Annotated in this window: 15 protein-coding genes; 5 read left to right on the plus strand and 10 right to left on the minus strand. The window is 71.7% G+C overall.

Going from position 1 to position 17,897, the window contains the following annotated elements; all coding sequences use genetic code 11:
• Positions 1-13 precede the first annotated feature (13 nt).
• The gene (locus tag IE278_RS31990) at positions 14-2,572 is read right to left on the minus strand and encodes a M14 family zinc carboxypeptidase (RefSeq protein ID WP_189777197.1); all 2,559 of its coding nucleotides are present in this window, start codon (positions 2,570-2,572) and stop codon (positions 14-16) included.
• A gap of 224 nt (positions 2,573-2,796) precedes the next feature.
• Between IE278_RS31990 and IE278_RS31995 the strand changes: the two genes are divergently transcribed.
• Entirely contained in the window at positions 2,797-3,660 is an 864-nt protein-coding gene (locus tag IE278_RS31995) for a hypothetical protein (protein ID WP_189777199.1), read from the plus strand.
• 187 nt (positions 3,661-3,847) lie between these two features.
• Positions 3,848-4,645, plus strand: coding sequence for an EI24 domain-containing protein (locus IE278_RS32000; RefSeq protein ID WP_189777201.1), 798 nt, complete (start codon positions 3,848-3,850; stop codon positions 4,643-4,645).
• Here the strand turns inward: IE278_RS32000 and IE278_RS32005 are convergent.
• Complete coding sequence (locus tag IE278_RS32005; RefSeq protein ID WP_189777203.1) at positions 4,635-5,930, minus strand: pyroglutamyl-peptidase I; 1,296 nt, start codon at positions 5,928-5,930, stop codon at positions 4,635-4,637. The genes IE278_RS32000 and IE278_RS32005 overlap by 11 nt on opposite strands.
• 145 nt (positions 5,931-6,075) lie before the next feature.
• Positions 6,076-6,663, minus strand: coding sequence for a TetR/AcrR family transcriptional regulator (locus IE278_RS32010; RefSeq protein WP_189777205.1), 588 nt, complete (start codon positions 6,661-6,663; stop codon positions 6,076-6,078).
• A gap of 150 nt (positions 6,664-6,813) precedes the next feature.
• Between IE278_RS32010 and IE278_RS32015 the strand changes: the two genes are divergently transcribed.
• A complete protein-coding gene (locus tag IE278_RS32015) occupies positions 6,814-9,252 on the plus strand; it encodes a glycoside hydrolase family 3 protein (RefSeq protein ID WP_189777208.1) in 2,439 nt (812 codons plus the stop codon).
• 160 nt (positions 9,253-9,412) lie between these two features.
• Here the strand turns inward: IE278_RS32015 and IE278_RS32020 are convergent, their stop codons facing one another.
• A complete protein-coding gene (locus tag IE278_RS32020) occupies positions 9,413-10,327 on the minus strand; it encodes an SGNH/GDSL hydrolase family protein (protein ID WP_189777210.1) in 915 nt (304 codons plus the stop codon).
• Between the two features lie 198 nt (positions 10,328-10,525).
• Here IE278_RS32020 and IE278_RS32025 point away from each other — a divergent pair, with 198 nt between their 5' ends.
• Positions 10,526-11,020, plus strand: coding sequence for a DUF3145 domain-containing protein (locus tag IE278_RS32025; protein WP_107018521.1), 495 nt, complete (start codon positions 10,526-10,528; stop codon positions 11,018-11,020).
• Between the two features lie 249 nt (positions 11,021-11,269).
• On the opposite strand, the gene IE278_RS32030 is transcribed toward IE278_RS32025, so the two are convergent.
• From IE278_RS32030 to IE278_RS32050, 5 genes are all read right to left on the minus strand, one after another.
• The gene (locus IE278_RS32030; protein ID WP_189777212.1) at positions 11,270-12,574 is read right to left on the minus strand and encodes a beta-ketoacyl-[acyl-carrier-protein] synthase family protein; all 1,305 of its coding nucleotides are present in this window, start codon (positions 12,572-12,574) and stop codon (positions 11,270-11,272) included.
• 85 nt (positions 12,575-12,659) lie between these two features.
• Positions 12,660-12,908, minus strand: a complete 249-nt coding sequence (locus tag IE278_RS32035; protein WP_055611752.1) for an acyl carrier protein — start codon at positions 12,906-12,908, stop codon at positions 12,660-12,662.
• Positions 12,909-12,979: 71 nt separating this feature from the next.
• Positions 12,980-14,011, minus strand: coding sequence for a ketoacyl-ACP synthase III (locus IE278_RS32040; protein ID WP_189777213.1), 1,032 nt, complete (start codon positions 14,009-14,011; stop codon positions 12,980-12,982).
• Between the two features lie 22 nt (positions 14,012-14,033).
• Complete coding sequence (locus IE278_RS32045) at positions 14,034-14,951, minus strand: ACP S-malonyltransferase (protein WP_189777215.1); 918 nt, start codon at positions 14,949-14,951, stop codon at positions 14,034-14,036.
• An 89-nt stretch (positions 14,952-15,040) separates the two neighbouring features.
• Positions 15,041-16,246: a PucR family transcriptional regulator gene (locus tag IE278_RS32050; protein WP_107018517.1), complete on the minus strand. Its 1,206-nt coding sequence runs from the start codon at positions 16,244-16,246 to the stop codon at positions 15,041-15,043.
• An 85-nt stretch (positions 16,247-16,331) separates the two neighbouring features.
• Here IE278_RS32050 and IE278_RS32055 point away from each other — a divergent pair, with 85 nt between their 5' ends.
• Positions 16,332-16,988 carry a pirin family protein gene (locus IE278_RS32055; RefSeq protein ID WP_189777281.1) on the plus strand — a complete coding sequence of 219 codons (657 nt, stop codon included), beginning with the start codon at positions 16,332-16,334 and terminating at the stop codon, positions 16,986-16,988.
• Positions 16,989-17,003: 15 nt separating this feature from the next.
• Here IE278_RS32055 and IE278_RS32060 read toward each other — a convergent pair whose 3' ends face one another.
• Positions 17,004-17,840, minus strand: a complete 837-nt coding sequence (locus IE278_RS32060; protein WP_189777217.1) for a helix-turn-helix domain-containing protein — start codon at positions 17,838-17,840, stop codon at positions 17,004-17,006.
• Between the last annotated feature and the right edge of the window lie 57 nt (positions 17,841-17,897).

Below are 17,897 nucleotides of genomic sequence, written 5' to 3' on the forward strand. Positions count from 1 at the left end.
GTACTCTCCGTGCTCAGGACACCGTCAGCAAGGCCCGCGCGACCTGCGCGAACTCTCCCTTCGGATGATCGCGGAAGAGCGGCTCCGTGCCGAACAGCACGGCATGCGGCCCGCTGACCACCGACGCCCGGCCCGCGGCCTGCGCGGGCCCGCCGTCGCCGTCCTCCAGCGCACGCCAGTGCCCGGAGACGAGCGGGTTGCCACGCGCGTACGACTGCTCCACGCGCACCCCGGCGCCGAGGCCGGTGAACCACACGGGCGCGTAGACGAAGCTGTGGTCGGGAGCGCCCGCGGTCACTCCGCCGCCGGTCGAATTGACCACGCGCACCACGCCGTTGGCGTCCGGGTTGCCCTCGACCGCGTCGACGGCGAGGAGCCCGGCGGCGGCGTTGAGGGCCGCTCCGGTGGCCCCGCGGCCCACCAGTCCCGCCCGGGCCAGGAAGGTGTCCAGGGCGGTGCGCGCGGCCGGGGTGAGGTCCTCGGGATCGAGCCCCGAGGACGCGAACAGCACATCCGCCCGCGACCAGTCGAAGCCCGCGTTGAGGACGGTCGTGGACACCGGGATGACGTCGAAGTTCATCTCCCGCAGCGCGAACAGCTCACCGGGCGTGACCGCCGCGGCCACCCGGACCCGTCGCAGCGGGGCGCCGCCGGTGGCCTTCGTCGCGTCGAAGGCCACGTCGTACCTCCGCGCCGCGGCCTCTGCCTTCCCGCGCGCCGAGGCGGGCACGATCGCGCTGCCGTCGGCCGCCCGCCGCACCGCGACCCCGTCCGCGAGCAGGGAGTTGAGCGCCGCGATCTCCCGGGCGTCGTCGAGCCGCAGTCGCAGCCGCGGAGCGCCGCTGCCGCCCGGCGCCACGTACCCGACCTTCGCGGCGGCACGCACCGCCCGGTCCGGCACGGCGAGCTTCGAGGTCCGTACAGTGTCGACGGTCGCGCCCCAGAGCCGGCCCAGGCTCCAGCCGGAGATGTCGTACATCACCGACACCTTGTCGCTGATGTCCCGCCCGTCCGCCAGCATCACATTGGCCATGCCGCGCTTGGGCTGCCGCAGATCGACGACGTACGAGCCCTTCGCGTACGCCTTCCCGCCGAGCCGGAAGTCCGCCGTCGCCCTGCTGACCCGGACGTCGTTGGCGAGCAGGTGGTCGACGAGGCGGGCCGCGGCCGGTGCCGAGCGCTGGGCGTCCGCACCCGCCGGAATCACGTACGCGCGCGGGAAGTCGGTGGTGTAGACGTCCTCCGGGCCGATGCCCGGAACGCCCGGCACCGTCTCCGGCGAGACGGGTACCTGCGCCGCGCCCGTCACGCTCCGCCGGAAGACCTCGATCTGGTCGGCGACGAGTGAACTCCGGTGCGTACGCGCGTAGTCGAGGCTCGCGCGCATCGCCGCGCCCGCGATGGCCACGTTGATCGCCGAGCGGCGGCGCAGCTCTGCGACGGGCAGCTCGTCGTACTCGTCGTTGTTCACCGCCATCGGGAACTCGACCGTGTGGGCGGCGACCGTGCCGTGGAAGGGCATGTACTGCGGGGTGAAGATCGGCGGCCAGTCGTCCCAGCCCTCCTCCTGGTCCCGGAAGGGGATCTGGGCGGGCTCGACACCGTCCTTCCCGGGCGTGTAGCCGAGGCCGTTGACGGCGGCCTCCATGCCGAGGGCGTTGGCGTAGGTGTTCTTCAGGAAGAGGTCGTACTCGTAGTTCTCGCCGTGCGGGGGTGTCGTCGGCTCGATGAGGGTGCCGTTGACGTACCCGTGCAGGTCGACCATGAGCGCGGGCTGCTTGTCGATCGCGATCTGCCGCATGGCCCGTACCTCGGGCTGCGAGGCGGTCACGAAGTCCCGGTTCAGATCGAAGCCGTTGGCGTTCGCGCGGGTGCCAGCGATACGGCCGTCCGGGTTCGCGGTGATGTTGAAGTACACGCGGTGGTGGGCGAGGAGGTCGGCGGTGGACCCGTCCCGTGCCGTGGCCAGCTTCTCGATCAGCTTGAGGGAGGCGTCCGTGCCCTCCCACTCGTTGCCGTGGATGTTGTTGTTGAAGAAGACCGGCGCCTTGTAGTCGCGCTTGACGGCGGGGTCCTTGGCGGCGGCGACGGGCGCGTTCTCGATCAGCTCGCGCATACGCTCCTGGGCGCGCGTCTGCCGGGCCGACTCCGGCGCGGTGACGGTGACCAGAAACAGCCGGTGCCCGCCGGCCGAACGGCCCGCGACCTCCACACTCACCCGGTCGCCCAGCCGCTGCAGCGCGTTCAGCCTCGGGGCGATGGCGTGGTACGGGGTGAGGCCCAGCTTGACGGACTTGTCGGCCGGGTTCTCCGGGTCGGGGGCCAGGACCTGCTCACGCGGATAGCCGCGTACGGCGCCCGTGCTGTCGGGGGCGAGTCCGGTGACCGGGGAGGTCAGGGCACGCTCGGTGGCGCTCTCGGGCGCCTTGGCGGCGCCGCCGCTCGCCGGGGGGCCGGATCCCTCGCGGACCGGGGGTGCCGGGTCGGCGACGGCGCCGTTCGGGGTGAGCAGGAGCGTGGCCGCCGCGGTGGCGGTGGCCGTGGCGATCAGGACGGGTCTCGGCAGGCGCACATGTACCTCCACGGAGAGGGTCCGGCAGGGGTCACTCGGGTACCGGGAGGTCTACCTGTTCGACTCCCCTGCAACAAGGGGGCGTTGATGTCACGCGCGGCACCAATGGGGCGGAGGCCGGGTCCCCGGGCGGGCTGAAGGGGCATGCTGGAGGCCGGTAACGGACCCGAGCGGACCCGGCAGGCACCCGGCAGCACGCGTGCGTGAGGCGAGGAGAGCAGCCCATGGCAACGATTCCGTCGCTCCCCAGCAGGGATGACGTCGCGCGGATCGCGCGCAGCACGACCGACATCACCGGCCAGCTCCTGGACACCGCGGGCAACCTCACCCGTATCGCCGTCAACACCTTGGACCCGAGGGACGGTTCGGGTGCCGAGGTACTGCGGGTGCTGCGCGAGACGACCGCCGAACTCGCCGAGGCGAGCGCGTCGCCGCAGGCGCAGGAGGCGTTCTACCGGATGGTGGACACGCTGACGCGGCTGGGGACGAGCGGGGCGCCGCTCGCCGTCCACCCGGTCAGCGAACCGGCGCGGGCGCTGCTCACCGCGCTCGGGGACAGCCTGCTGCCGCTCCTCGACGCGGTGGAACCGGCGGTGGAGGAGGCGGCGGAGGCGCTGGGGGAACTGGTGGACGCCTCGTCGCCGCTGCTGCCCGCGGCGGCGGGGGTGGCGGCGGGCACGCTGCTGGTGCTCGCGCCCGTGATCCGGGCCGCGGCCGATGTGCTGCGGGAGTCGTCGCCCGAACTGCGGCGCATCGCGCACGCGTTGACGTCCGCGGTGGCTCCGCTGCTGCCGCTGCAGGTGGCGTTCGCGGAACGGGCCGCGGGGGCGGGGGCGGGGGTGGCCCGCGCGGTGGTGCCGCCGTTGGCGGACCTCACGGAGGTGGCCGCGGCCGGCTTCCGGGCGGGGCGGCCGTTGCTGATCGCGGGGGAGGAGATGGTGGTCTCCGGCCTCGAACAGCTCCAGCCGCTGCTTCTCGCTTCCGCGGGGTGGGCGGGGAGGGTGGCGCGGGCCGCGTCGGTACGAGTCGCCGCGGCGGTCTCACCGACGACACCCACGGCGGTGGTGGTAACGACCACCCCAAGGTGACGACTGATTGCGCAGTTCCCCGCGCCCCTGAAGGGCGCCCCTAGGGGCGCGGGGAACTGCGCAGTCTTTTCGGTTTTCAGGGGCGCGGGGAACGGCGCAATCTTTTGCCTTTAAGGGTGCGGGGAACTGCGTGCGCAGCCTCCGCCGCGGCGCAGCCGGGGTGGGGGTGGACCGGTAAGGTGTGGGGATGCGCGATCTTGGGGTGGGGTTCAGGTACTTGATGCGCGGCCAGCGCTGGGTCGCCACGCACGGAAAGCAGTTCGGCTTCGGACTGATCCCCGGCCTCATCACCCTCGTCCTGTACGCCGCGGCCCTCGTAGCCCTGGCCCTGTGGGGCACGGACTTCGTCACGTGGGCCACCCCCTTCGCCGACGACTGGTCGAGCCCCTGGCCCGGCCTCTTCCGCGGCTTCCTGACGGCAGTCCTCTTCGCCCTCGCCCTCCTCCTCTCCGTGATCACCTTCACGGCCGCCACCCTCGTCATCGGCCAGCCCTTCTACGAGAGCCTCTCCGAGAAGGTGGACCGGGACGTGTCCCCGGACGGCACGGCCCCCGAGTCGGGCCTCCCGCTCTGGCGCGAACTGCTGATCTCGACCCGCGACAGCCTCCGGATCGTCGCGCGGGCCGTCGTCTGGGGCGTGCTGCTCTTCGCGCTCGGGTTCATCCCGTTCGTCGGACAGACCGTCGTCCCGGTGATCGGCTTCTTCGTCACCGGCTACTTCCTCACCGAGGAACTGACGGCGGTCGCCCTGCAACGCCGCAATATCGTGCTCCGCGACCGCCTCACCATGCTCCGCTCCCGCAGGATGCTGGTCTGGGGCTTCGGCACCCCGCTGGGCCTCGCCTTCCTCGTCCCCTTCGTCGCGGTCTTCCTGATGCCCGGCGCGGTCGCGGGCGCCACCCTGATGGCCCGCGACCTGCTGGGCGAGGAGACCCGCGAGGAGAACGAGGAGAGCGAGGCGGACGACAACTCCGTCAGTCGGTGACGTCCGCCGTCGTGTCACCCGACGTGTCACCTGACGCGTCACCCGTCGCGTCCGCCGCCACCGTCAGGATCGACCGCACCTGGGCGATGATGTCCAGCCGGTTCCGCACGAACTGCGCGTCGGTGACCGTCCCGCTCGCCGGATCCGTGTTGCCCGCCCCGAACTCCAGTACCGGCGTGTGGACATGGCCGCCGGGCAGCGAGCCCGCCAGACCGAGCCGGTCCCGCAGCAGCGTCGCACGGTACGCGATCTCGTTGGACAGGTAGTTGCCCCCGCCGCCCGCACGGGCCGTCGAGCCCGCGGTCGGCCCCTCGGGGCGTACGACGGGCTCCGTCCCGCCCGCCGGGATCTCGGTCACCGACGTGTTGTCGTACACGGGGAAACGCCCCGTGCTCGCCGCGACGATGTCCTTGTACGGGAGTGTGGTCGTCGTCCATTGCGGCTGGGAGGCCGGGTCGGTCACCGGCACGGTCTCGGTGCGGGAGGCGTTCTCGTTGTCCGGGAAGCCGCCCCGCCAGGCCCCGTTGGTGCGCTCGACGTCGAAACGGCCCACCCGGCCCTGGCTGACCGTAGTGAACAGGTCGACGTGGGGGAGGTGCGGGCGCAGGGTCCGCTCCACCGTTCCCTCGGCGAAGTCCTGCCAGCGGACCGGGAAGACGGCCGTCTCGACGCGCGCCGGACCGTCCGCCGTGTCGATCACCGTGCCGTCCAGTGCGAGCGCGGTCGCCCCCGACGGATTGGAGATCCGTACGTCCCGGTCCAGCGTGAACGGGTCGAAGCCGGTCACCAGGATCCGCTTGATCTTCTTCGTGTGCGCGTACCGGATGGTGTCCTGGCCCCGTGACGTCCGCTCCAGCGCGGCCAGCAGCTTGGCGCGCCGGGCCTCGCTGAGCCCGAACTCCGGCTGCCACTGCCGTACTTCACGGGTCATGCCGAGCCGGGCCCAGTACAGCGGCCGGTCGTCGTCCCTGCTGAGGTCGCCGCCCGCGGGGCCGCGGCCCTGGGCCCGGTCCACCGCCCGCCGCCACAGCCGCGAGCCGAGCCGTTCGACCAGCCGCTCGGCCTGCGCGTACGAGCGGGTCCTGTCCAGGGCGCGGGCGAACTCCGGTGCCACCGTGTCGAATCCGGACCGGGTCAGGATCTCCTGGGGTGCCGCCCGGTCGAGGCGCTGCTCCTCCACGGTGGGCGCGGCCGCGGGGTTCTCCGCGGCGAGGGCGGGCGGTGCGGCGAGTCCTGCCATCAGGGCCAGGCCGAGGGCGCCGATCCGAACACGTATGTGCGTCAAGGCGGTTCAGGTCCTTCCGTCGCGAGTGGGGACGTCGTCGGATGGCGGCAGTATGCGCGACGCACGGGACACACGCCATGCCGCGTGACCCCCGGGGCTCCGGAGATCCCCGGGGCTCCGGAGATTCCCGGGGCTCCCGAGACGATCAGCCCTCGCCCTTGTCCCCGTCCTCGCCCAGCAGCGTGAGGAAGTCCCGGAACGCCGCCGGCATGTCCACCGACTCCGGCGCGAGCAGCCACTGGTACTGCAGCCCGTCCATCACCGCGACGAGCAGCGGAGCCGCCCGCTCCGGTGTGAGCCCGCTCGGCAGCCGCTCCCCGTACTCGGACCGCAGCACCTGCGCCATGTTGGCGCGTACGGCCTCGTACCGTTCGGTGAAGAACTCGCGCGCCGGATGCCCCTCCGTGACGCTCTCCCCGAGCAGCGCCGAGAAGGTCTGTACGATCCCGGGCCGCATGGCGTTGTACTCGACGAGCTGCCCGAGCAGTTCGAGCCGCCACCCGGTGCCGGGCACCGCGTCCCACTGGTCGCGCTCCGCCAGTACGGCGACGAGCAGCGCCTCCTTGGTGGGGAAGTGGTGCAGCAGCCCCTGCGGGGTGAGGGCGACCCGCTCGGCGACCGCCGCCAGACTCGCGCCCCGGTAGCCGCGCTCGGCGATCACCTCCAGCGCCGCCCGGAGGATCTCCGCACGCCGCTCCGTGCCCCTGGCCGATCTGGGCGCCCCGCTCGTCATGACGTCACCGTACGTCCGACACGCCCTCCACGCCGTCCCGCGTACAGCGAAGGTAACGTCGGCATAACAAAACCTACCGATCAGCAGGTGGCGAGGGCAGGATGGCACCGACGGAGCGGAACAGAACGGACTCAACGAGGAGGCACGGCCATGGCAGGAACGCGGCCCACCCCGGCCGATCAGGCCCGTGAGGCAGTGGTCGAGGCGGCTCTCGCCCGCCTCGACCTGGACGACAAGGCGCGGCTGCTCGCCGGACAGGACATGTGGTCCCTGCCCGAGCTGCCCGCGATCGGGCTGAGGTCACTGGTCATGTCGGACGGCCCGATCGGCGTCCGGGGTGTGCGCTGGACCGCCGACGACCCGTCCATCGCCCTGCCGTCCCCGACCGCGCTCGCCGCCACCTGGGACCCCGCCCTGGCCCGCCGCGCGGGCCGGCTCCTCGCCCAGGAGGCCCGCCGCAAGGGCGTCCACGTCCTGCTCGCCCCCACGGTCAACCTGCACCGCTCCCCGCTCGGCGGCCGGCACTTCGAGGCGTACGGCGAGGACCCGTACCTCACCGGACGGGTCGGCACCGGATACGTGACCGGTGTGCAGGAGGGCGGCGTCGGGACCACCGTCAAGCACTTCGTCGCCAACGACGCCGAGACCGACCGCTTCACCGTGGACAACAAGGTCTCACCGCGCGCCCTGCGTGAGCTGTACCTGGCCCCCTTCGAGGCCATCGTCGAGAACGCCCACCCGTGGGGCATCATGACCGCCTACAACTCGGTCAACGGCACGACGATGAGCGAGCACCGCTACCTGGTCAACGAGATCCTGCGCGGCGAGTGGGGCTTCGACGGCTTCAACGTCTCCGACTGGATGGCCGCCCGCTCGACCGTCGGCGCCATCGAGGGCGGCCTGGACGTCGCGATGCCCGGCCCGGTCACCGTGTACGGCGACAAGCTCGCCGCCGCCGTGCGGGCCGGCGAGACCGACGAGGCCAAGGTCGACGGGGCCGTGCGCAACGTCCTGCGCCTCGCCGCCCGCGTCGGCATCCTGGAGGGCGCCGAACCGGTCGTCACCGAACTCCCCGAGACCATCGACGGCGAGGCGCTGGCCCGCGAGATCGCCCGCCGCGCCTTCGTCCTCGTACGCAACGAAGGCGCCCTGCCCGTCCCCGCCGGACACTCCGTCGCGCTCATCGGCGCCGCCGCCCGTGACGCCCGCGTGCTCGGCGGCGGCTCCGCCACCGTCTTCCCCGCCCACGTCGTCTCCCCGCTCGACGGCCTCACCGCCGCCCTGCCCGAAGGCACGCTGACGTACGCGGTCGGCGCCGACCCGAGCCAGGAACTGGCCGCCGCCGACAAGGGGTTCGAGCTGCGCGCGGTCTGCCGCGACACCGAGGGCAACGTGCTGGGCACCCGCTCCGCGCCGAGCGGCCACATCCAGTGGATGGGCAACGACCTGCCCGACGGGGTCACCCACGACCGCCTCCACAGCGTCGAACTCACCGGCACCTTCACCCCGCGCGAGAGCGGCCCGCACACGTTCGGCATCAAGGGACTGGGTGCCTTCACGCTCACCATCGACGGCGCCGAGCACTTCGACGGGGTCCAGAGCACCGACCTGGACGACCCGTTCGTGACGTTCTTCGGCGACCCCGTGAAGCACGCCACGGTGGACCTGACGGCCGGCAGCTCGTACGAGATCTCGCTGCGCCACATCGTCGTCGTGCCCGCCGACGCGCCCATGCGGGTCATCAGCTTCACGCTCGCCCACCAGGAGCCCGCGCGCGACCCCGACGAACTGATCGCCGAAGCCGTCGAGGCGGCCCGCGCCGCCGACACGGCCATCGTCGTGGTCGCCACGACCGAACGCGTCGAGTCCGAGGGCTTCGACCGCGCGGACCTGCGACTGCCCGGCCGCCAGGACGAGTTGGTGCACGCGGTCGCCGCCGCCAACCCGAACACCGTCGTGGTCGTCAACTCCGGCTCCCCGGTGGAACTGCCGTGGCGCGAGGAGGCCGCCGCGGTGCTCCTCGGCTGGTTCCCGGGCCAGGAGGGCGGCGCTGCCCTCGCGGACGTCCTCACCGGCGCCCACGAGCCCGGCGGACGCCTCCCCACCACCTGGGGCCCGCTGGAGTCCGCCCCCGTCACCGCGGTCACCCCCACCGACGGCGAACTCCCGTACACGGAGGACGTGTTCATCGGCTACCGCGCCTGGGAGAAGGAGAACCGCACCCCGACGTACCCCTTCGGCCACGGCCTCGGCTACACCGACTGGACGTACGACGAGATCGACGTGACGGGCACGACGGTCACGGTCCGCGTCACCAACACCGGCACCCGCACCGGCCGCGAGACGGTCCAGCTCTACCTGGCCCCCGCGGACCCCACCCCCGACCGCCCCACCCGCTGGCTGGCGGGCTTCGCAGCGGTGGAGGCGGCCCCAGGAGAGTCGGCACACACCTCCATCGACCTCCCCGCCCGAGCCTTCGAGATCTGGGACGAGGACTCCGACACCTGGACGCCGGTGAAGGGCACCTACGAGATCGAGGCCTCCCACTCACTCACGGACACCCGCCTGAGGGCGCCCATCAGCATCTAGCTCCCAGGGGCGCGGGGAACGGCGCGGTCTTTTCGTTTTGAGGGGCGCGGAGAACGGCGCGGTCTTCTCCCTTCAGGAGCGCGGGGCCGAGACATCTGCGGCTCCGCCGCGTGGGCGCGACCAGCCCCCACCGGTCCCGCACCCGACAACGCGCCCCCCGTCACCGAGATGCCGTACGGGACGTGACAACCCCGTACGCCATCTCGGCCAGCCGCGCCTGACCGTTCACGCTCGGATGGAACCAGTCCCAGTGACTCAACTGCGCGGTCCCGAACCGGTATTCAAAGACCGCCCCGCCATCGAACCGGCACCGCCGATCCTTCGCACACACCTCTTCGAGAACCGAGTTGTACGACTCGACCCGGTCCTGCACCCGATCCCGTCGCGTCGTCGCCGCCGTACTCAAAGAATCGGCGTCACCCAGCATCGAAGGACAGATCCCCAGCTTCCAGATCTGCTTGCCCATCGGATTCGTCCGCCCCTGTGACCACAGCCGCTTCAGATCGGGCACGCTGGACACGTACACCTGCGTCTTCGGCAACGCCGACCGCAGGGTGCTCAGCGCGTCCTCGAACTGGGCGCGGAAGTCCTCGACCGACGTCATCGCGGACACCGACGATCGGCAGGCGTCGTTCGCGCCGGCCATCACCGTGACCAGCTGGGGCTTCTTCGCCGCGGCCTGCGCCATCTGACCGGGCAGGTCGGCCATGCGGGAGCCGGTCACCGCGTAGTTCCAGCTGCGCTGCGAGGCGCCGGTCCTCCCCAGGAGCCGTACCGCGAGACTCTTCACCTTCGCGTCGGTGCCGGTCGCCCACGAGACCTCGGGGCAGTCGGTCAGCACCGAGCAGGCGTCGAACCCGCGGGTGATCGAGTCACCGACCGCGGCCAGCGAACGCGGGCTGCGGTCCCAGTCGGGGGTGGGTTTCGGTGAGGGCTTTCTGCTCTGTCCGTCGGCTCCCGTCGGCCCGGAGGAGTTGCCGCCGACCGCGTCGCACCCGGTCAGTCCCGCGACGCCGACAAGAGCCGCCACGACGGCCGCGACCAGGCCCCGCGAACGGTGACCACGGTTCCGCATCCCCAGTTCCCCTCGTTCGTCGCGCAACGGCAGCTCACCCCCGAGCGTCCTCCCGGGTGAAACCTCCGTGTTTCCGGGCGCCTGGAGCGACGGTACGTCACACTCCTTGCGCCGCCGCACGGTAGCCTCGCCACGTGGCCGCACTGCCACTGAACGATCCGCCAAGCCGCAAAGTGCCCGCTCTGTCCGGAGGTGCCAGTGACGACACGTGGAGTTCTCTACGTGCACTCCGCGCCGCGTGCGCTGTGCCCGCACGTCGAGTGGGCGGTCGCGGGCGTGCTCGGTACGCGGGTCAGCCTCGACTGGATCCGGCAGCCCGCCTCGCCCGGCACCTGGAGATCCGAGTTCTCCTGGAAGGGCGAGGTCGGTACGGCCTCCAAGCTCGCCTCGGCGCTGCGCGGCTGGCAGATGCTGCGCTTCGAGGTCACCGCCGAGCCGTGCGCCACCGCCGAGGGCGAGCGCTACAGCTGCACCCCCGACCTCGGCATCTTCCACGCGGTGACCGGGATCCACGGCGACATCCTGATCCCCGAGGACCGCCTGCGCGCCGCCCTGGCCCGCTCCCAGCAGGGCGAGACCCACCTGGAGTCCGAGCTCACCAGACTCCTCGGCAAGCCCTGGGACGACGAGTTGGAACCTTTCCGCTACGCAGGCGAAGGCGCCCCGGTCCGCTGGCTCCACCAGGTGGTCTGACCCCAAAGGGCCGCGGCGAACTCTCAAGGGCGCGGGGAACGGCGCAGTCTTTGGCTTTTCGCCTTTAGGGGCGCGGGGAACGGCGCAATCTTTTGCCTTTCGCCCTTCAGGGGCGCGGGGAACGGCGCAACAAGCCACCAACGCCCCGCCCCCGACGCCCCGCCCGCAGCGCCCCACAAACGCAAGCGGCCCGGCCCCAAGAAGAGACCGAGCCACTCACCAACCAGGCCAAACGGCCGAACGGCCGACTCAGACCGTGCGGAACGCCAGCACCACGTTGTGCCCACCGAACCCGAACGAGTCGTTCAACGCGGCGATCCGCCCCTCGACAGGCAACTTCCGAGCCTCACCCCGGACGATGTCCGCGGTGGCCTCCGCCTCGGGGTCGAGGTTCTCGACGTTGATGGTGGGCGGCGCGATCCGGTGGTAGAGCGCCAGCACCGTGGCGACCGACTCCACTCCACCGGCTCCACCGAGCAGATGCCCGGTCATGGACTTCGTACCGGACACGGCGAAGTGGTCGGCGTCGTCGCCGAACACCTTCCGCAGTGCCTTCAGCTCGGCCACGTCACCGGCCGGCGTGGAGGTCGCGTGCGCGTTGACGTGCACGATCTCCGCCGGGTTCAGGTCGGTGCTGTCGAGCAGGTGCTGCAGAGCGGCCGCGATACCGCGGCCCTCCGGCTCCGGCTGCACGATGTCGTGGCCGTCGGAGGAGATGCCCTGACCGACCGCCTCGGCGTAGACACGGGCGCCGCGCTTGGCGGCGTGCTCGGCCGACTCCAGGACCAGGACGCCGGCGCCCTCGCCGAGGACGAAGCCGTCACGGCCGATGTCGTAGGGACGCGAGGCGCCCTGCGGGTCGTCGTTGTTCTTGGACATCGCCATCATGTTGCCGAACGCGGCGATGGGCAGCGGGTGGATGGCCGCCTCCGTGCCACCGGCGACGACGACGTCGGCGCGGCCGGTACGGATCATCTCGATGGCGTAGCCGATGGCCTCGGCGCCCGACGCGCAGGCGGAGACCGGGGTGTGTACACCGGCGCGGGCGCCGACGTACAGGCCCACGTTGGCCGAGGGGCCGTTCGGCATGAGCATGGGGACGGTGTGCGGGGAGACGCGGCGTACGCCCTTCTCCTTCAGCACGTCGTACTGGTCGAGCAGGGTGGTCACGCCACCGATGCCGGAGGCGATGACCGCGCCGAGCCGGTCGGGGTCGACGGTCGCGCCCCGCTCGGCGGTGTCCGACGTCTCGGCCGGCTGGGCGCCGGCCTTGTCGGTGAAACCTGCGTCGGCCCAGGCCTCCTTGGCCGCGATCAGCGCGAACTGCGCCGAGCGGTCGAGGCGGCGGGCCTGCGGGCGCGGAATGACCTCGCCCGGCTCCACGGCGATCTGCGCCGCGATACGGACCGCCTGGTCGGCGGCCCAGTCCTGCTCCAGAGGGCCGACGCCGGAACGTCCGGCGACCAGTCCCTCCCAGGTAGAGGCTGCGTCGCCACCCAGCGGTGTGGTTGCGCCGATACCGGTGACGACCACGGTGCGATTGGTCGGGATCACGGGAATTCTTTCTCCAACGGATACGAGGATTCAGCGGCGCCACCGCCGGGTGGCGGGGCTAGCGGCACTCGGGGTGAGGGTTGGCTCAGCCCTGGTGCTTGAGGATGTACTCGGTCGCGTCGCCGACCGTCTTGAGGTTCTTGACGTCGTCGTCGGGGATCTTGACGTCGAAGCGCTCTTCGGCGGCGACGACGACCTCGACCATGGACAGCGAGTCGACGTCGAGGTCGTCGGTGAAGGACTTCTCCAGCTGGACGTCCTCGACCGGGATGCCGGCGATCTCGTTCACGATGTCGGCGAGACCGGCGACGATCTCTTCCTGAGTGGCGGCCATGTCAGGCGCTCCTTCTTGTGTTTCCAGAGGGTGTGGCGGAACTGCCGCCCGGAAAGTTCCGGACGGTGTGACTAGGGGAGGGTAACGACCGTCGCGGCGTACACGAGACCCGCCCCGAAGCCGATGACGAGCGCGGTGTCGCCGCTCTTCGCCTCGCCGGTCGCCAGGAGCCGCTCCATAGCGAGCGGGATCGAGGCGGCCGAGGTGTTACCGGTGGTGCGCACGTCACGCGCGACCGTGACGTGTTCCGGCAGCTTGAGAGTCTTCACCATCGAGTCGATGATCCGCTCGTTGGCCTGGTGGGGAATGAAGACGTCCAAGTCGTCCGCGGTGAGTCCGGCGGCTTCCAGCGCCTCCTTGGCGACCTTGGCCATCTCGAACACGGCCCAGCGGAACACCGCCTGGCCTTCCTGCGTGATCGCGGGAAACTTGACCTCGCCCTTGGAGTCCAGGGGCAGCTGGGACACGTCCCCGCTCCTGAACTGGTCCCAGGGCACGGTCTGCTTGATGGTGTTCGACTTGTCGCCCTCGGAACCCCAGACGGTGGGGCCGATGTGCGGCTCCTCGGAGGGGCCGACGACGACCGCGCCCGCGCCGTCACCGAACAGGAAGGCCGTCGCGCGGTCCTCCAGGTCGGTCAGGTCGGACAGCCGCTCCACGCCGATGACGAGTACGTACTCCGCCGAACCCTCGACGATCATGCCCTTGGCGAGGGTCAGTCCGTAGCCGAAGCCGGCGCAGCCCGCCGAGATGTCGAAGGCCGCGGCCTTCGCCGTGCCGAGCTTGTCGGCGATCTCGGTGGCGACGGCCGGGGTCTGGCTGAAGTGGGAGACGGTCGAGACGACGACGGCGCCGATCTGCTCGGCGCTGATCCCGGCGTCGGCGATCGCCTTGCCGGACGCCTCGATCGACATCGCGGCGACGGTCTCCTCGTCGTTCGCCCAGTGCCGGGTCTCGATGCCGGAGCGCGAGCGGATCCATTCGTCGGACGAGTCGATGCGTTCGAGGATGACCTCGTTCGGGACGACACGAACCGGGCGGTAGCCGCCCACGCCGAGGATCCGCGCGTAGGGGGCGCCCTTGCGGGCCTTGATCTTCGACATGCTCTGTCGGCTCCTTACGCGCTCAGGCCGAGGCGTGCTCGGCGATGAGCTCGCGAGCCGCTTCGAGGTCGTCGGGTGTCTTCAGCGCCAGCGTCTTCACGCCGGGCAGCGCGCGCTTGGCGAGACCGGTCAGTGTGCCACCGGGGCACACCTCGACCAGCGCGGTCACGCCGAGTTCCTTGAAGGTCTCCATGCACAGGTCCCAGCGGACCGGGTTGGCGACCTGACCGACCAGACGGGAGACGACCTCGGCGCCCGTGGCGACGGCGTGGCCGTCCTTGTTCGAGACGTAGGTGACCGTCGGATCGGCCGGTGACAGCTCCTCCGCGGCCTTCGCGAGGACATCGACGGCCGGGGCCATGTGACGGGTGTGGAACGCGCCCGCCACCTTCAGGGCCACCACCCGGCGTACGCCCTCGGGCTTGTCCGCCTCCAGGGCGGCCAGCTCCTCCAGCGTGCCCGCGGCCACGATCTGGCCCGCGCCGTTCACGTTCGCCGGGGTCAGGCCCAGCTTCTCCAGGTGCGGGATCGTCACTTCGGGGTCGCCGCCGAGCAGCGCCGACATACCGGTGCGGGTGACGGCGGCGGCCTCGGCCATCGCCAGACCCCGCTTGCGCACGAGCGTCAGTGCGGCCGTTTCGTCCAGGACGCCCGCGAGGACGGCGGCCGTGATCTCGCCGACGCTGTGCCCGGCGACGGCGGCGGGCGCCGTGGCACCGAGTGCCGAGGCGGACAGGAGACCCGCGGCGACCAGCAGCGGCTGGGCGACGGCGGTGTCCCGGATGGCGTCCGCGTCGGCCTGGGTGCCGAAGTGGGCAAGGTCGAGCCCGATGGCGTCCGACCACGCGGCGACGCGGTCGGCCGCGCCAGGGAGGTCGAGCCAAGGAGTCAGGAAGCCGGGCGTCTGGGCGCCCTGGCCGGGAGCGACGAGTACGAGCACTCTCACACTCTCTCTTGTGAACGGGCACGGCCGCCCGTGGGGACAGGGACGAAGAACAGGAGGGGGAATTGTAGGTCCCCGACAAAAGCCTAGAGCTGGGGATCTCCATCGGCCAGACGCCCCAGGATCAGCGCGATCCGCAGCGTGAACGCCGAACGTACGTCGGAAGGCGACCAGCCGGTGACGTCAGTCACACGTCGAAGCCGGTAGCGCACGGTGTTGGGGTGCACGAAGAGCATCCGCGCCGCGCCTTCGAGACTGCTCGCCTGTTCGAGATAGACGCTCAGCGTCTCCAGGAGCGCGGACCCGGCCTCCTCCAGCGGTCTGTAGATCTCCTCCACCAGCTGATCGCGCGCCGCCGGGTCACCGGCGATCGAACGCTCCGGCAGCAGGTCGTCCGCCAGCACCGGCCGGGGGGCGTCCTGCCAGGCGAAACACGCCTTGAGCCCGGCTGCCGCGGCCTGCGCGGAACGGGTCGCGGCCAGCAGGTCGGGCACCACGGGGCCGGCCACCACGGCCCCCGCGGCGTACGGGCCGATCAGGGACTTGGCGACGGCCAGGGGGTTGTCGCTGCCGCCCGCGATGACGACGAGACGGTCGCCGAGGACACCGGTGAGCACCTGGAGCTTGGCGTGCCGGGCGGCCCGCCGGATGGCCTCCACGGTCAGCTCGCTGTCACCGTCGGGTGCCGTGCCCAGCACCACGCAGACGTGTTCGGGCGAGTTCCAGCCGAGGGCCGCGGCCCGGGACACCGCCCCCTCGTCGGCCTCGCCGGACAGCACCGCGTTCACCACCAGCGACTCCAGGCGGGCGTCCCAGGCACCGCGTGCCTCGGCGGCCTGCGCGTACACCTGGGCGGTGGCGAAGGCGATCTCCCGGGCGTACACGAGCAGCGCCTCGCGGAGCACGTTCTCGTCGCCCGGGGCCGCGACCTCGTCGATCGCGGACTCCATCACCTCGATCGTCGTCCGCACCATCTCCACGGTCTGGCGCAGGGTGATCGCCCTGGTGAGCTCGCGCGGGGCGGTGCCGAAGACGTCCGTGGAGATCGCCTGGGGGGCGTCCGGGTGCCGGAACCACTCGGTGAACGCGGCGATACCGGCCTGCGCGACGAGGCCGATCCACGACCGGTTCTCCGGTGGCATCGCCCGGTACCAGGACAGCGTCTCGTCCATGCGCGCGATGGCCTGGGCGGCGAGACTGCCGGACGACTTCTCCAGCCGCTTCAGGGTCGCGGTGTGCGCGTGGGCGGCGCGCGCGGCGCGTTCGGTGTTGCTGGATTCGGGTTCGGGCACGGAACCAAGACTGCCTTATCCGGACGGCAGGATGCGGCGGAGGGTCGCAGGTGGCACGCCCGGCGGGTCTACCGTGGGTCGCGTGATGGACGTACGGCGCGCAGACGACCGCTACCGGGGAGGCGATCCGGCGGCCGGGATCGAGTCCCTGCACGCCTTCTCCTTCGGCCCGCACTACGACCCGGACAACCTCCGCTTCGGCGCGGTCCTCGCCTGCAACGAGGAACGCCTCGCGCCCGGCGCCGGTTTCGACGAGCACCCGCACAGCCACACCGAGATCGTGACGTGGGTCGTCGAGGGCGAACTGACCCACCGGGACTCCGCGGGCCACGAGTCGCTCGTACGCTCCGGGGACGTCCAGCGCCTCAGCTCGGCGGGCGGGGTCCGCCACGTCGAACGCAACGACGGCGACACGCCGCTGCGCTTCGTCCAGCTGTGGCTCGCCCCGCTGGAGCCGGGCGGCGATCCCGCGTACGAGGTCGTCCACGGCATCGCGGACTCCACGCCGTACGCGGTCCCGGAGGCGGCCGCGATGCTCCACGTCCGCCGTCTCGCCCCGGGGGAGCGCACCGCCGTCCCGGACGCCCGCTTCCTGTACGCGCATGTCGTACGCGGCGAAGTGCTGCTGGACGGCGAGGTGCTGGGCGCGGGGGACGCGGCGCGCGTCACGGACGCGAAGGACCTGGAGGCGGTGGCCCGGGGGAGCGCGGAGCTGCTGCTCTGGGAGATGGCGGCAGGCTGAGCGCCCCGGCAGGCATCATCCCGCGGACAGGCGGGCCAGTGCCGACCGGCTCGCGTCGTCCGCGGGGCGGTAGATCACCACCCGCTGGTCCAGGTCCTGGACCGGCGTGAGCACCTCGAAGTCCACCGAGATCTCACCGGCCTCGGGATGCCGCATCACCTTGCGTCCGCGGCCCTTGACCTTGACGTCCCGCTCGGCCCACATACGCGCGAACTGCTCGTCGTGGGTGCTGAATTCGACGATGAGGTCGGCCAGGCCCCGGTCCTCGGGATGCGCGGCCCACGCGGCGCGCAGATGGGCCACTCCCTCCCGTACGACGCGTTCGCGGTCGACGTAGTACTCGCGGGTCCGGGGATGCATGAGGCACATCCACATGGAGTTGCGCCGCGACGGCGGCAGGGTGCCGAAGTCCACCAGCAGCTCCGCCATCTCACGGTTCCAGGACAGGATGTCGTAGCGGTGGTTCAGCACCATGGCCGGCAGGGGTGACAGGTCGGTGACCAGCCGGGCGAGGGTCGCCGCCGCGGTGGTGGCGGGTCCGTCGGTGTCACCGGGGCGGCGCTGCCTGGCCAGGTCGAAGACGTAGGTGCGTTCGTCGGGGTCCAGGCGCAGCGCCCGGGACAGTGCCTCCAGCACGTCCACCGAGGGCCGCAGCCCGCGCCCCTGCTCCAGCCGTACGACGTAGTCGACGCTGACCCCGGCCAGTTCGGCGACCTCCTCGCGGCGCAGTCCCGGGGTCCGCCGGGACCGGCGACGCGCGGGCAGACCGACCTCGTCCGGATCCAGCCGTTCGCGCCGGGTCCGCAGGAACGCGGCCAGCTCCTGTGTCGCGTCCACGGTGGGGGTCGTCATATGTGATCCAACAGCCGGGGTAGGACTCGTGTTCCCAGGAACTTCCTTCCCTTACCC

The sequence above is a fragment of the Streptomyces tauricus genome (assembly GCF_014650955.1).
In the GTDB taxonomy this organism is placed as follows: Bacteria; Actinomycetota; Actinomycetes; order Streptomycetales; family Streptomycetaceae; genus Streptomyces; species Streptomyces tauricus.